Below are 13,586 nucleotides of genomic sequence, written 5' to 3'. Positions count from 1 at the left end.
ACCGGATTTCGACGCCGACGTCAACACCATCTGCGCCACTGGCGCGGACCACGCCATGTCAGCCGCTGGCGCGGACCACGAGCTCGGTCGGCAGGATCTCGTGGCGTAGCGCGGGGTCCCCGGCGAGTTGCGTCCCGAGCAGCTCCACCATGCGGACGCCCAGCTGCTCGACGGGCTGCCGCACGGTCGTCAACGGCGGCTGCGCCGACGCGGCGACCAGGGAGTCGTCGAATCCGACGACGGCGACGTCGGCCGGCACCTTCCGCCCGGCCGCCGCCAAGGCCTGGAGGGCGCCCAGCGCGGCGAGGTCCGAGGCGACGACGACGCCGTCGAGGTCGGGAACACGTCGCAGCAGCCGGGCCATGGCCCGCGCTCCCCCGGCGCGTGTGAAGTCGCCGGTCTCCTCGAGTTCGGGCGCCGGCGCGCGGCCCGCGTCCCGCCGCGCGTCTCGGAATCCGGCGAGGCGGTCACGTGCCGCGACCATGTCGGCGGGACCGGTCAACACCCCGACGGTGGTCCGGCCACGCCGGAGCAGGTGTCCGGTGGCGAGCGCCCCGCCACCGCGGTTGTCCGCGTCGACCCAGGACACGATTGCGTCGTCCTTCGGCGGGCGGCCGCCGACCACCACCGGCAGGCCCGCCGCCCGCAGACGGCCCGGCAGTGGGTCGTCGGCGTGCAGCGACAACAACAGCGCCCCGTCGGCGTGTCCGCCGAGCAGATACCGCTCGACGCGCGCCAGGGCGTCGGTGTCCACCCCGTCCGGGGCCGCCGGCTCGGCACCCGCGAGCAGCAGGACCAGCTGCAGGTCCGTGCGGGCCATCGCCCGGCTCACGCCCCGCACGATCCCGGCGAAGAACGGCTCGTCGAACACGCGCTCCTCGGGCTCGCGGACCACGAGGGCCACCGTGCCGGTGCGCCGGGTCGCGAGCGAACGGGCGGCCCGGTTGGGCTGGTAGCCCAGTTCGGCGACCGCCGACTCCACCGCCAGGCGCGCTTCCGGCGAGACGCGTGGATGGCCGGTGACGACCCGGCTGACCGTGGAGCGCGACACGCCCGCGCGCGCCGCCACCGCCTCGAGCGTCGGCGCGCCGGCGCGCCGCGGCGCATTCACCCCGTCGGGCGCACGGTCCGCGCCGCCAGCAGGTCGCGGTACCAGTACGCCGAGCGCTTGGGGATCCGTCGCATCGTGTCGCGGTCGACGCGCACGATCCCGAAGGTACGCCGGTACCCCTCGGCCCACTCGAAGTTGTCCAGCAGCGTCCACACGTAGAAGGCCCGCAGGTCGACCCCGTCCCTGGCGGCCCGGGCGAACTCCTCGAGGTGGCCGTCGAGGTAGGCGATGCGGTCGGTGTCGTCGACGCGGCCGTCCTCGTCGGGGGCGTCGGGGAACGCACCGCCGGTCTCGGTGATCGCCATCGGCACGTCGTAGTCGGCGTCGAGGCGGGTGAGCAGGTCGTACAGGCCGGTCGGGTCGATGCTCCAGCCCATCGCCGACGCCGGCGGCGGACCGGACAGTTCGACGACGTGGTCCTGACCGGGTCCGGCCGGTGACGCGCCCTCGTGGCCGGCGGCGCGTGCACCCACGTACAGCGGCGTGTAGTAGTTGATGCCGAGCACGTCGACGGGAGCGGCGATCTCGTCGAGGTCGCCGTCGCGGTGCAGGGCCGCCAGGTCGGCGAGCGGCTCCCACGCCGCCAGCACGTCGTCGGGGTAGACACCGCGGAAGACGGGATCGGTCCACACGCGGTTGCGCATGCCGTCGGCGAGGGCGACCACCTCGACGTCCTCGGCGGCGTCGGACGCAGGTCGTACCGGCGCGGGGTTGATCACCAGGCCGATGCTCGCGTCCGGGCCGAGCACGTCCCGCAGGACGCGGGTGCCGCGGCCGTGCGCCAGCAGCAGGTGATGGGTCGCGGCGATGGCCCGGGCGGGGTCACGGACCCCCGGGGCGTGGACGCCGACGTCGTAGCCGAGGAAGGCCGAGCACCAGGGCTCGTTCAGCGTCGACCAGTCGCCGACGCGGTCGCCGAGGTGTTCGGCCACGACCCGGGCATAGGTGGCGAACCGCTCGACGGTCTCACGCGACGCCCAGCCGCCGGCGGTCTCCAACGCCTGGGGCAGGTCCCAGTGGTAGAGGGTGGCCAGGGGTCGTATGCCGCGGTCGAGCAGGCCGTCGACGAGACGGTCGTAGAAGGCGAGCCCCCGCGACTCGACGCGCTCGCCGTCAGGCAGGACCCGGGGCCAGGCGATCGAGAACCGGTAGCTGTCCACGCCGAGCCAGGCCAGCAGGTCGAGATCCTCGGACAGGCGGTGGTAGTGATCGCAGCCGGTCTCGCCGGTGTCGCCGCCCACCACGTTGCCGGGCACGCGACCGAAGGTGTCCCAGATGGAGTCGCCGCGGCCGTCGACGTCGGTGGCCCCCTCGATCTGGTAGCTGGAGGTCGCCACGCCGTAGATCGCCGGTGGCAGTGCCGCTGCCTCGATCGTCATGAGCATCCTCGTCTGCGCGGTCGGCCGTCGCGTTCGGACCGGTCCTGCCACCCGGACGCACGAAGCGCTCCCCGCCAGGGGCGTGGGAGCGCTCCCACAGTGTGGTCGGCGCGGCGCGCCCTGTCAATGGCGCGCCCCGGCAGCGCCTGTCCGCGCGCGCTGAGGCACCGGAAAGGTTGCAACCGGTCCCGTTCCGGCGATCGAAGGCCTACGGTGGCGATCGTAGGTTGGCTCCCGCGCCATCCTGCCCGCCCGCTCGAGGCAGAGCCAGCGGACACGTCCACGAGCGCCGGATCCCGGCGCAGGGGAAGAAGGTCGACACGTATGCGCCACACGAAGAGGTTGGTCGCGGCTCTGGCCGCGTCCGCACTTGCGCTCACCGCCTGCGGCGGTGGCGACGACGACAACGGGGACACCGCCACCGGTGAGGAGGGCGACCTCAGCGGCACCGAGGTGACCGTCTTCGGCGCTCCCACCAGCGTCGAGGGCGACGCCATCAACGCCGTCATCCAGGAGTACTTCAACGAGCCCACCGGCGCCAACGCCGTCTACGAGGGTTCGGACAGCTTCGAGTCGCAGGTCCAGATCCGCATCGACGGCGGCAACCCGCCGGACATCGCGATCTACCCGCAGCCGGGCGCGGTCGTCGACCAGGCGGCGCAGGGCAACGCGATCTCGCTGGAGTCCATGGGCTTCGACATCGCCGAACTCGAAGAGCGGTTCGGTGACTACCTGCTCTCGCTCGGCGAGTACGAGGGTGAGCACTACGGCATCCCGACCAACGTCAACTTCAAGTCCCTGGTCTGGTACAACATCCCGGTCTTCGAGGCCGAGGGCTACGAGATCCCCGAGACCTTCGACGACCTCATCTCGCTGTCCGAGCAGATGGTCGCCGACGGCTACACGCCCTGGGCGATCGGGACCGGCTCCGACGACGCGACCGGCTGGCCGGCGACCGACTGGATGGAGGACATCGTCCTGCGCCAGGCCGGTGCCGAGACCTACGACGGCTGGGTCTCCAACGAGGTCCCCTTCGACGACCCCGCGATCGTCGAGGCGGCCGAGACGTTCGACCGCATCCTCGACGGCGAGGGCTTCGTGGTCGGCGGCAAGTCGGCGATCCCCGACATCGACTTCCGTGACGCCCCCGCGGCCATCATCGGCGACGAGCCCGACGCCCTGATGCACCGTCAGGCGTCGTTCATCACCAACTTCTTCCCCGACGGGGCGGAGTTCGGCACCGACTACGGCGTGTTCCCGTTCCCCTCGATCGACGGCAACGACGGCGCCCTGATCGCCGGCGAGCTGGCCACGGTCTTCGACGACCGTCCCGAGGTCCGCGAGTTCATCCGCGTCTTCACCGACACGGACGCCCAGTGCGCACAGGGCAGCTTCGAGGACGTGGCCCGCATCTCGCCGAACGTCAACACCACGGCGGACTGCTACGACGACGAGGTGGTCGCGACGGCCGCCGAGTCCACCCTGAGCGCGTTGCGCGAGGGCACGGCGCGTTTCGACGCGTCGGACCTCATGCCGCCCCAGGTCGGTTCCGGCTCGTTCTGGAACGCCATGAACGAGTGGATGCGCGGTGGCGACATCGAGTCGCTGCTGACCGAGGTGCAGAACAGCTGGCCGTCCAGCTGAGTCCGGCATGACCATCGGGGGCGCCGCGATCGCGGCGCCCCCGATCCGTGCCCGACACGTCCGGGAATCCGCGCACGCGCCGGCCGCGAATGGCTAGCGTGCCGGGAGGTGCAACGCGCGAGGGAGAGTTGCCGTGACGACGTCACCGCCACCGCCGACGACCCAGGTCGACGACGAGGAGCTGTCGGACGAGGGGATCCGGCCACCGGGGGGCATGAACCGGGCCAAGGTCGCCATCAGCGGCGGGTTGCTGCTGTTGACGGCCGTGCTGTCGCTGGCGGCGTTCGAGTGGATGCGTGGCACCGACGCCAACGCCGCGCTCGTGGTCAGCGTCGCCCTCCTGATCGGGGTCGTCGGGGTCTTCGCGCTGTTCGTGCTGCTCGACCGCCTCACCGACGGCCTGCCGCTCCGGTTCCAGGAGACCGTGCGGCCGTGGGTGTTCGTCGGACCGGCACTGATCCTGTTGGGCATCTTCCTGCTCTACCCCGCCATCCGCACCATCATGCTCGGGTTCCAGGACGCCCGCGGCAACGAATGGATCGGCACCGACAACTTCGTACGCATCTGGACCGACCCCTCGTTGCGCCGCTCGGTGCTCAACACCCTCGCCTGGATGGTCGTGGTGCCCGGGCTCGCGGTCGGCATCGGCCTGGTCTTCGCCGTCCTCGCCGACCGACTGCGCAAGGGCGAGTCGCTGGCGAAGTCGCTGATCTTTTTGCCGATGGCGATCTCGTTCGTGGGCGCCAGCGTCGTCTGGGCCTTCATCTACGACTTCCAGGCGTTCGGCAACCAGACCGGTCTGCTCAACGGCATCCTGACCGCACTGGGCCAGGACCCCGTGTCGTGGACGGCCATCTACCCCTGGAACAACTTCTTCCTGATGATCATCATGGTCTGGATGCAGACCGGCTTCGCCATGGTGATCCTGTCGGCGGCGATCAAGGGCGTCCCCGAGGACATCCTCGAGGCCGCCCGCATCGACGGCGCCACCGAACTGCAGGTGTTCTGGCGCATCACCGTGCCCTCGATCATGTCGGCCATCGTGGTCGTCACCACGACGATGATCATCAACGTCCTCAAGATCTTCGACATCGTCTGGGTCATGACCGGCGGTCGCGACGGCACCGAGGTGATCGCCGAACGCTTCATCCGCTGGTTCTTCACCTTCCGCGACCAGGGCCAGGGGGCGGCGATCGCGACCATGCTGTTCGTGCTCGTCCTGCCCGTGATGATCTGGAACATCAAGCGCTTCCGCGCCGAGGAGGAGATCCGATGAGCACCGCCACCACCTCGGCCCCCGAGGCCACCACCGCGGCGCCGCGGCCGACCGGGACGAAGTCCTCGGGCAGCGGCTGGTTCGTCCGGATCACAGTCATCGTGATCGTGGCGATCTGGCTGATCCCGACCGTCGGCCTGTTCATCTCGTCGTTCCGCACCCGCTCTTACATCAACTCCGAGGGCTGGTGGACGGCGTTCATCCGACCCTTCGCCGAGGGCCAGTGGACGCTGGACAACTACGCCACCGTCCTGGGCCAGTCGCGGGGCTTCGGCAACGCGTTCATCAACAGCCTGGCGGTGACCATCCCCTCCACCGTGATCCCGATCACGATCGCCATGTTCGCGGCATACGCGTTCTCGTGGATGCACTTCAAGGGCCGCTACCTGCTCTTCGTCGGCGTCGTCGCGCTGATCGCCGTGCCGCTGCACGTGGCGCTGATCCCGATCCTGCGCCTGTACCAGAACGGCGTCGAGCTGTTCGGGATCACGATCTTCCCCGCGCTGCAGCTGCAGGGCAGCTTCCCGGCCATGTGGCTGGCGCACACCGGGTTCGGGCTCCCGCTGGCGATCTACCTGCTGCGCAACTACGTCGGTTCGCTGCCGTCCTCGATCATCGAGTCCGCCCGGGTCGACGGCGCCACCCACATGCAGATCTTCACCCGCCTCGTGGTGCCGCTCTCGGTCCCGGCGTTGGCGGCGTTCGCCACGCTGCAGTTCCTGTGGGTCTGGAACGACCTGCTGGTGGCCCTGGTCTTCCTCGGCGGCACCGCCGACGTCCGGGTGCTGCAGCTGGCGCTGGCCGACCTGCAGGGCGCCTTCGGCCAGAATCGGCACATCCTGCCGGCGGCGGCGTTCGTCACGATGGGTCTGCCCATGGTGGTGTTCTTCTCGCTCCAGCGCTTCTTCGTCCGGGGCCTGACCGCGGGTGCGGTGAAGGGCTGACGCATGGGGACGCTGTTCGGCGGCGGGGAGCTGTCTCCCCGCCGTCGCTGGCTGGCGATCATCGCCGCCAGCCTGGTGATGCAGTTCGCCTACTGGCCCATCGTCACCGCGCTCGGCGCCTCGCACGCCGGCGATCCCGTCCCGGCCGACCTGGTGGCGTTCGGGCTCGCGCTCGTCCCCCTGACGTTCCTGGTGCTGGCATTCGGGTCCCGACACCGTGGCGCGCCGGGGGCGGTGCTCAAGGCGATGGGGCTGTTCCTGCTCGTCGGACTCCCCGTCGTGCTGCTCAACCCGGTTGTCGGCCTCTTCGCCGGGTTCGGCGCCGGCGGTGTCGTCGCCCAGCGCCGGCTGGGCGGGGTCGGACTGCGCACGCGGATCGTCACGCTCGTGGTGGCGAGCGCGTACGTACTGCTGCTGATCGCCATCGGCGCCACCGACTTCGCCATCGTCAGCGCGGCTGCACTGCCGCTGGCGACGACGGGGATCGCCGACGAGATCACGCTGGGTCGTGCGGCCGCCTCCGGGAACGACGAGGCGGCATAACCTCGCGCCCGGCGCGCCGCACGGGCGACGCAGGAGGGGGCGTTCCGTGGTCTGGCGGCGCTACGTGGCCATCGGCGACAGCACCACCGAGGGCATGGACGACCCCGACGGCAACGGCGGCTACCGGGGCTGGGCCGACCGCTTCGCCGTGCACGTCGACGCGGCCCAGGACGCCCCACTCGAGTACGCGAACCTGGCCGTGCGAGGCCGCACGACCGCCCGGATCCGGGCCGAGCAGCTGCTGCCGGCACTGGAACTCGCGCCGGACCTGGTCACCGTCGTGTCGGGGATGAACGACCTGCTGCGTCCCTCGTTCGACGCGCGGTCGGTGGTCAGGGACCTGCACGCGATGCAGGCGGCCTTCGTCCGCGAGGGCGCGACCGTGGTCAGCTTCACGCTGCCGGACCTGGCGCCCGTGCTGCCGCTCGCGCGGCCGCTGGGGCGCCGCCTGCTCGCACTCAACGACGGGATCCGTCGCGCCTGCACCCGCTCCGGCGCCCTGCTGCTCGACCTCGCCGCCCATCCGGTCGCCAGCGACCCGCGGCTGTGGAGCGAGGATCGACTGCACGCGAACGGGCCCGGGCACGAACGCATCGCCGCCGCCCTGGCGCACCGGCTCGGACTGCCCGAGGCGACGCCCGACTGGCAGCAGCCGCTCCCCCCGCCGGCGGTGCGGCACCGCTCCGAGGTGCTCGCCGCGGAGCTCGCCTGGGCGCGCACCCACTTCGGACCGTGGCTGTACCGCAAGGCCCGCGGACGGTCCTCGGGCGACGGGATTCCGGCGAAGCGGCCCCGGCCTGTGCCGGTCACGCCCGCGGGGTCCGACCGGGTCCAGTCACCGGCAGCATCAGACCGGTAGCTGCTCGTCGGGCGCGGTCCGCCGCTCCTCGGCCGAGGCGCGGCGCTCCACGCGCCGCAGGGCGCCCGTGAGGAAGGCGCGCGCGACGTTGCCGAGGACGATGACGGCGGCCGCGACGCTCAATGCCCGGATGGCGGCGTCGATGGGGGTGATCGCCCCGCTCGCCATCATCGCGAGGATCGGGATCAGCGCCAGCATGCCGAGGGCGGCGATGGCGCGGCGCAGGGGTCCGGCGCTCATCGGGACGGCACCAGGTCGCGGATGGCCAGGGCGACGTCCAGCGGCTGCGCCCGGCCCGTGGTCCCACCGGCGGGGCCGTAACCCAGGACGAGGCCGAGTTCGACGGCCGCGCGCAGCGCCTCGGGCAGGTGTTCCTCGGCGGCCCACGAGATCGCCAGGGGGTCGGCATGCAGCAGTTCGCGCCAGCCCTTGCCGCCGGCGACGAGGTGGAGCCACCGGCCGCGACGGGCCCGCGCCAGCCAGTGCAGGCTGGTCTCCGAGCCGGTCACGCCCGCGGCGACGTCACCCAGTGCCAGCAGGGGCTGACCGATGGCGGTCACCGGCATCCCGATCGCGGCGGCGAGGCCACGGGCCCGGGGGCCGATCAGAAGGGAGCGCCCGGCAGGCAGCGGCCGGCAAAGCGGTCGCAGCGCCTCGGCGAGGGCGAAGGTCCACGCGACGTCGTCCGCCGCGTCGGAAACGGTCAGGGACTGGACGAAGTCGACCGGGAGACCCAGTCGGATCAGCGTGGTCCGCGACCAGGCGCGGCCCGCCACCGCCTCGGCGTGCCCCTCGTCGGCAGGTGCCGCCGTGTGACCGGTCGGCTCCGGCACGGTGTCCCCGAGGGGCTCGGCCGTCGGCGGCAGCCCGGTGTCGGCCACCGCGAGCGGCTCGGTCTCGGCGGCCGGCGGCGTCTGTTCGGTGCCGGGGGTCACGGTGGAGCCGGCGGGCGCGTCCGCCCACGCCGGGCGGCCTGGACTGTCAGCGCTCGGCCAGGTCACCGGGGTCGCGGGCGGGCGATGGCCCGGCCCGGGCGCCTTCGGGACGTTCACGCTCGCGCTCTGGGCCGCTGCCGGCTGCGGCGCCAGCTGCCGCCGCAGGAACGTGGCGAAGTCGACCTCGTCGGGCTCCTCGCCGGCGTCGGCGAGGAGGCGGTCGATCGGCGAGGCCGTCGCGGCCGTCGCGGGGGCGTCGCCGGCGACGGCGGGCGCGGTCGTGGGCGCGTCCGGTGCGGGGCCGGGCGCGGCGCCGGAAGTGGTCGTCCCGGCCGCCGCGTGGATCTGGACCACCTCCCTGGCGAAGAAGCCCCCGATGCCGCCGCGCAGGACCCGCTTGGCGGCGATGATGCGGGCGCCGGGGCCGTAGGTCGCGTGCACCTCCTCGAGGGCGGCTTCGGCCGTGGCCGCCTCGGCGACCAGGGTCGCGCCGGCGACCGGCGCGGTGTCCTGGGGTGCTTCAGACGTCTGCATGCGCGACACCGATGGCTCCGATCACGTTGAGCTGGAGGTGGGAGGGCAGTTCGGGATAGGCGACGACGGCGACGTCGACGCCGGAGGCGGCGAGGGCGTTGCGGAGCGGCCGACGCAGTAGTTGGCCGCAGATGACCGCCACGGCGTTGCCGCCGTTGCGGTTGACGAGGTCGGCGGTCTCGGCGATCAGGGGGGCGAGCCGCTCGGGCTCGACGATCAGCTGCAGCGTCCCGTCGATGTCGCGGACGCGTTCGTGCAGCTCGCCCTCGATCGCGGGCGCGAGCGTGATGGCGCTGAGCTCGCCGAGCGGGGCGATGCGGCTGAGGATGCCCGCACCGATCGCGACCCGTGCGGCGCCGACCAACTGGTCCAGCGAGCGCGTCTCGCGGGCACGGCCGGAGACGGCCTCGACGATGCGGCCGAGGTCGCGGATGCTCACACGCTCGCGCAGGAGTTCGCGCAGCACGTCGTGGAGGACGGCCACGGGCAACGTCTCGGTCCCCACCTCGTCGGCCAGCAGGGGCTCGTCATACCGCAGCGACTCGACCAACTGTTGCACCTGCTGTCGCGAGAGCAGTTCGCCGGCGTGGCGGCGGCCGATCTCGGCGAGGTGGGTGACCACGACCGCAGAGCGGTCGACGACGGTCGCCCCGGTCGCGGTGACGCGGCTGCGGGCCTCGGTGGGCACCCAGTAGGCCTTGAGTCCGAAGACCGGTTCGATCGTCTCCTCGCCGGCGACACCGCCCAACTCCCCCTCGATCGCGGGCAGGGCGAGCACGCGGTCGCGGGGCGCGCTGCCCCGTGCCACCTCGACGCCGTGCAGCAGGATCCGGTACGTGCCCGACGGCAGGGTCACGTCGTCGGCGGTGCGGACCAGCGGCATGACGAGGCCGAGTTCCTCGCCGATCTGGCGTCGGAGGGCGCGGACCCGCTGGAGCAGGTCCCCGCCGGCCTCCTGGTCGGTGAGATCGAGGACGTCGTAGGCGAGGTGGAGCTCGAGGGGTTCGACCCGGAGCTGGTCGATCAGGGCCTGCGGGTCGTCGGGGTCGAGGCGTACGACCCCGGGCTCGCCCTCGACGCCCTCGCCGCGGGCGACCCGCTCGGCGGTGAGGTCGGCGGCCGACTTGGCCCGGGCGCCCAGGACCAGCAGGGCGATCACGATGACGGCGAACGGCAGCTTCGGCAGACCGGGGAGCAGGCCGAGCCCGGCCATGACCAGGGCGCCGGTGCGCAGGACCCGCGGCTCGCGCATGAGCTGGCGACCGACGGTCTGGCCGAGGTCCTCCTCGCCGTCGACGCGCGAGACGAGCAGGCCGGTCGCGGCCGAGATGAGCAAGGCCGGGATCTGGCTGATGAGCCCGTCACCGACCGTGAGCAGCGAGTAGGTGGAGGCGGCTTCACCGGCCGACATGCCGGCCATCGTGATGCCGATGACCAGGCCCCCGATGAGGTTGATGACGACGATGATGATGCCCGCGATGGCGTCACCCTTGACGAACTTCGAGGCACCGTCCATCGCGCCGTAGAAGTCCGACTCCTGCGCGATGCGGGTGCGCCGCTCCCGTGCCTCGGTCTCGTTGATGAGCCCAGCGGCAAGGTCGGCGTCGATCGCCATCTGCTTGCCGGGCATGGCGTCGAGGGCGAATCGCGCACCGACCTCGGCGACACGGCCGGCACCGTTGGTGATGACCACGAACTGGATCACCACGAGGATGAGGAAGACGACCAGGCCCACGACCACTGAGCCACCGACGACGAAGCTGCCGAAGGTCTCGATCACCTTGCCGGCGTACCCCTCGAGCAGGATCAGCCGCGTCGAGGACACGTTGAGGGCGAGCCGCATCAGGGTGGTGAGCAGGATCAGCGACGGGAAGCTCGACAGGGCCAGCGTGTCCTTGAGTGTCAACACCGACAGCAGGATCAGCAGGGCGAAGGCGAGGTTGAGCGCGAGCAGCAGGTCGAGCAGGACCGGCGGGATCGGCACCACCATGGTGACGACGGCGCCGACGAGCATCAGCGGCACGATGCTGCGGGCGAAGCTGCGCCCGCCCTGCGGCGAGGTCAGGGCGCTCATGCGGCACCACGCTGCAGCAGGCGGCTGCCCGGACCACGGCCCGAGCGGCGGTAGGCGGTGGCGAGCACCACGGCGACCGCTTCGTAGAGGGCCGCCGGCACGTGGTGGCCGACCTTGCACTGCTTGAACAGGGCCCGGGCGAGCGGGACGTTCGGGGTGATCGGCACGCCGTGACGGCGCGCGACGGACTTGAGCTTGTCGGCCACGAGATCGGCGCCCTTCGCGACGACGCGCGGCGCACCCTCGGCGGGGTCGTAGCGCAGCGCGACGCACAGGTGGGTCGGGTTGGTGATGAGCACGTCGGCGGTCGCGACGTCGCGCATCATGCGGTTGCGGGACAGCTCGCTGGCGCGGCGACGGCGCTGCGCACGGACCAGCGGGTCGCCCTCGCTGTCCTTGTGCTCGCGCTTGATGTCGTGGTGGCTCATCTTCATCTGGGTGTTCGTCCGCCACTTCTGGTAGGCGTAGTCGGCGGCGGCGATGGCCAGCGCCAGCACGGCGGCGCGCAGGATGATGGTCCCGTAGACCCCACTGAGACGCTGGATGGCGCCGTCGAGGGTGCGGTCGGTCTGCAGGTGCTGCTGCCAGGTCGACAGGGTCGGCCAGACCACGACGGCGACGGCCCCGAGCTTGACCATGGAGCGGATCAGCTCCCAGGAGGCGACGACGGGCTTGAGCTTCTCGAGCCCCTTCTTGGGCGAGAGGTTCTTGAGCTTGGGCTTGGCCAGCTTCATGTTGACCTTGAAGCCGACCTGGCTCACGCCGGCGGCCACACCGGCCAGCACCGCGCCGGCGAGGAACGGGCCGGCGAGCACGATCACCATCTGCAGGGCGCGGGGACCGGAGGCCGCGAGCGCGTCGGCGTTGCCGGCGGTTCGGAACACCTCGCTGAAATGTCCCTGGGTCTGGCGGACGGCGTTGGGACCGGTGAGGGCGAGGATGCCGACGAGTGCGGCGAACGAGGCCGCGACGGCGACCTCCTGTGAGCGAGCGACCGTCCCCTCGTCGCGGGCCTTCTTGCGACGCTGCGGGGTGGCCTTCTCGGTCCGCCCATCCTTTGCCACGGTACGACTACCTCGGTCGTCGAGACCGGTCCGTCCGTGGCCCTGCGGAGCGCGGATCCTTCCGCTGCGTGGCCCCGTCGGCACGCAGCGTGACCACTCAAGGGATGTCCTCCTCCCTCCCGCGGCCGCTGAGCGCCCGTCAGGCCGGGGTGGTGGCGCCAAGGCCGCGCATGACGGCCTCCATCGACTGCATCACGGTGGTCTCGACACCGTTGATGGCGTCGGGGAACAGCACCCACGCCGAGCCGACGACGGTGATCGCCGCCAGGATCTTGACCGGCATGCCGAGCATGAAGATGTTGGCCTGCGGTGCGAAGCGGGCGGCCAGGCCCAGGGCCAGCTCGAGCATGAGCAGCACGCCGATGACGGGGAGCGCGAACTCGACGGCGGAGCGCATCAGCTGCGAGACCAGCTCGACCACCAGTCCGGTCAGGCCGGGCGAGGGTGACAGCGCGGCACCGAGCGGGAGCAGCCGGGCGCTGGCGACCAGCCCGCCGATGATCAGGGCCAGTCCCCCGCCGACGAAGAACAGCGCCATGCCCGTGAGGTGGAACAGTCGCGAGAACACCCCGCCGGAGTCGCCCTGCATCGGGTCGAAGACGGTGGCCATCGACAGGCCGGACGCGAGGTCGATGATCCCGCCGGCCGAGGTGAACATGTGCAGGATCAGGCCGCTGATCCAGCCGAGCGCGGCCCCGATCATCGCGTTGACGGCGCCGGCGGCGAACAGGTCGCCGAGCTCGACGACCCCGTGCACCGGCTGGACCATCGCGAGCGCGACGGCGAACGTCACCGCGATCCTGGCCGTCGCGGGCAGCGCCCGGCCCGTCACCGGCGAGGCGACGGCGAACGCCGCCACGCGCGTCACGGCGAGCACCAGGCCGACCGCCCACGCGCCGTCGACCGGGATCACCACGTCCATGGGGGCCCCTTCCCGGAGCCCGTCGGCCGCATCAGCCGACGAGGTTGGGGATCGAGGACCACAGCTGCTGCGAGAAGCTGACCAGCTCGCGCAGCATCCAGTTGCCGCTGAGCAGGAGCACGGCGGCGATCCCGATGACCTTCGGCACGAAGCTCAGCGTCATCTCCTGGATCTGGGTCACCGTCTGGAACAGCGACACGCCGACACCGACGATCAGGGCGACCGCCAGCAGCGGCCCGCCGAGCTTCGAGGCGACCAGCATCCCGTTGGCGAAGATCTCGAGGACCTGTACGTCGCTCAT

General features: G+C 71.9%; 13 protein-coding genes. 5 read left to right on the top strand and 8 right to left on the bottom strand.

What is annotated here, in order from left to right; all coding sequences use genetic code 11:
- Positions 1-58: 58 nt before the first annotated feature.
- Together ACERMF_RS13890 and ACERMF_RS13885 are read right to left on the bottom strand one after the other, a co-directional pair.
- A complete protein-coding gene (locus ACERMF_RS13890) occupies positions 59-1,069 on the bottom strand; it encodes a LacI family DNA-binding transcriptional regulator (protein WP_373669911.1) in 1,011 nt (336 codons plus the stop codon).
- Positions 1,070-1,107: 38 nt separating this feature from the next.
- Positions 1,108-2,490, bottom strand: a complete 1,383-nt coding sequence (locus tag ACERMF_RS13885) for a GH1 family beta-glucosidase (protein WP_373669709.1) — start codon at positions 2,488-2,490, stop codon at positions 1,108-1,110.
- A gap of 324 nt (positions 2,491-2,814) precedes the next feature.
- Here ACERMF_RS13885 and ACERMF_RS13880 point away from each other — a divergent pair, with 324 nt between their 5' ends.
- The 5 genes from ACERMF_RS13880 (at position 2,815) to ACERMF_RS13860 (ending at position 7,756) form a co-directional block, all read left to right on the top strand.
- Entirely contained in the window at positions 2,815-4,134 is a 1,320-nt protein-coding gene (locus ACERMF_RS13880; protein ID WP_373669708.1) for an ABC transporter substrate-binding protein, read from the top strand.
- A gap of 133 nt (positions 4,135-4,267) precedes the next feature.
- A complete protein-coding gene (locus ACERMF_RS13875) occupies positions 4,268-5,410 on the top strand; it encodes a carbohydrate ABC transporter permease (protein WP_373669707.1) in 1,143 nt (380 codons plus the stop codon).
- A complete protein-coding gene (locus ACERMF_RS13870) occupies positions 5,407-6,354 on the top strand; it encodes a carbohydrate ABC transporter permease (RefSeq protein ID WP_373669706.1) in 948 nt (315 codons plus the stop codon). Before ACERMF_RS13875 ends, ACERMF_RS13870 begins: the two co-directional genes overlap by 4 nt.
- A 3-nt stretch (positions 6,355-6,357) precedes the next feature.
- Positions 6,358-6,897 carry a hypothetical protein gene (locus ACERMF_RS13865; protein WP_373669705.1) on the top strand — a complete coding sequence of 180 codons (540 nt, stop codon included), beginning with the start codon at positions 6,358-6,360 and terminating at the stop codon, positions 6,895-6,897.
- 46 nt (positions 6,898-6,943) lie between these two features.
- Entirely contained in the window at positions 6,944-7,756 is an 813-nt protein-coding gene (locus ACERMF_RS13860; RefSeq protein WP_373669704.1) for an SGNH/GDSL hydrolase family protein, read from the top strand.
- On the opposite strand, the gene ACERMF_RS13855 is transcribed toward ACERMF_RS13860, so the two are convergent.
- From ACERMF_RS13855 to fliQ, 6 genes are all read right to left on the bottom strand, one after another.
- A complete protein-coding gene (locus ACERMF_RS13855; RefSeq protein WP_373669703.1) occupies positions 7,745-7,996 on the bottom strand; it encodes a hypothetical protein in 252 nt (83 codons plus the stop codon). The two genes, ACERMF_RS13860 and ACERMF_RS13855, sit on opposite strands and share 12 nt — an antisense overlap.
- Positions 7,993-9,225: a hypothetical protein gene (locus tag ACERMF_RS13850; protein ID WP_373669702.1), complete on the bottom strand. Its 1,233-nt coding sequence runs from the start codon at positions 9,223-9,225 to the stop codon at positions 7,993-7,995. The genes ACERMF_RS13855 and ACERMF_RS13850 overlap by 4 nt, the downstream gene beginning before the upstream one ends.
- Positions 9,212-11,299: an FHIPEP family type III secretion protein gene (locus ACERMF_RS13845; RefSeq protein WP_373669701.1), complete on the bottom strand. Its 2,088-nt coding sequence runs from the start codon at positions 11,297-11,299 to the stop codon at positions 9,212-9,214. Before ACERMF_RS13845 ends, ACERMF_RS13850 begins: the two co-directional genes overlap by 14 nt.
- Positions 11,296-12,363, bottom strand: coding sequence for a flagellar biosynthesis protein FlhB (locus ACERMF_RS13840; RefSeq protein ID WP_373669700.1), 1,068 nt, complete (start codon positions 12,361-12,363; stop codon positions 11,296-11,298). Before ACERMF_RS13840 ends, ACERMF_RS13845 begins: the two co-directional genes overlap by 4 nt.
- A 139-nt stretch (positions 12,364-12,502) precedes the next feature.
- Complete coding sequence (locus ACERMF_RS13835; protein WP_373669699.1) at positions 12,503-13,285, bottom strand: flagellar biosynthetic protein FliR; 783 nt, start codon at positions 13,283-13,285, stop codon at positions 12,503-12,505.
- Between the two features lie 31 nt (positions 13,286-13,316).
- Positions 13,317-13,586 carry a flagellar biosynthesis protein FliQ gene (gene fliQ, locus ACERMF_RS13830; protein WP_373669698.1) on the bottom strand — a complete coding sequence of 90 codons (270 nt, stop codon included), beginning with the start codon at positions 13,584-13,586 and terminating at the stop codon, positions 13,317-13,319.

Origin of the sequence: Egicoccus sp. AB-alg6-2 (genome assembly GCF_041821025.1) — a bacterium.
GTDB lineage: Bacteria > Actinomycetota > Nitriliruptoria > Nitriliruptorales > Nitriliruptoraceae > Egicoccus.
Note: the sequence above shows the minus strand (reverse complement) of the source record. Positions and strands in the feature narration are given on the sequence as shown.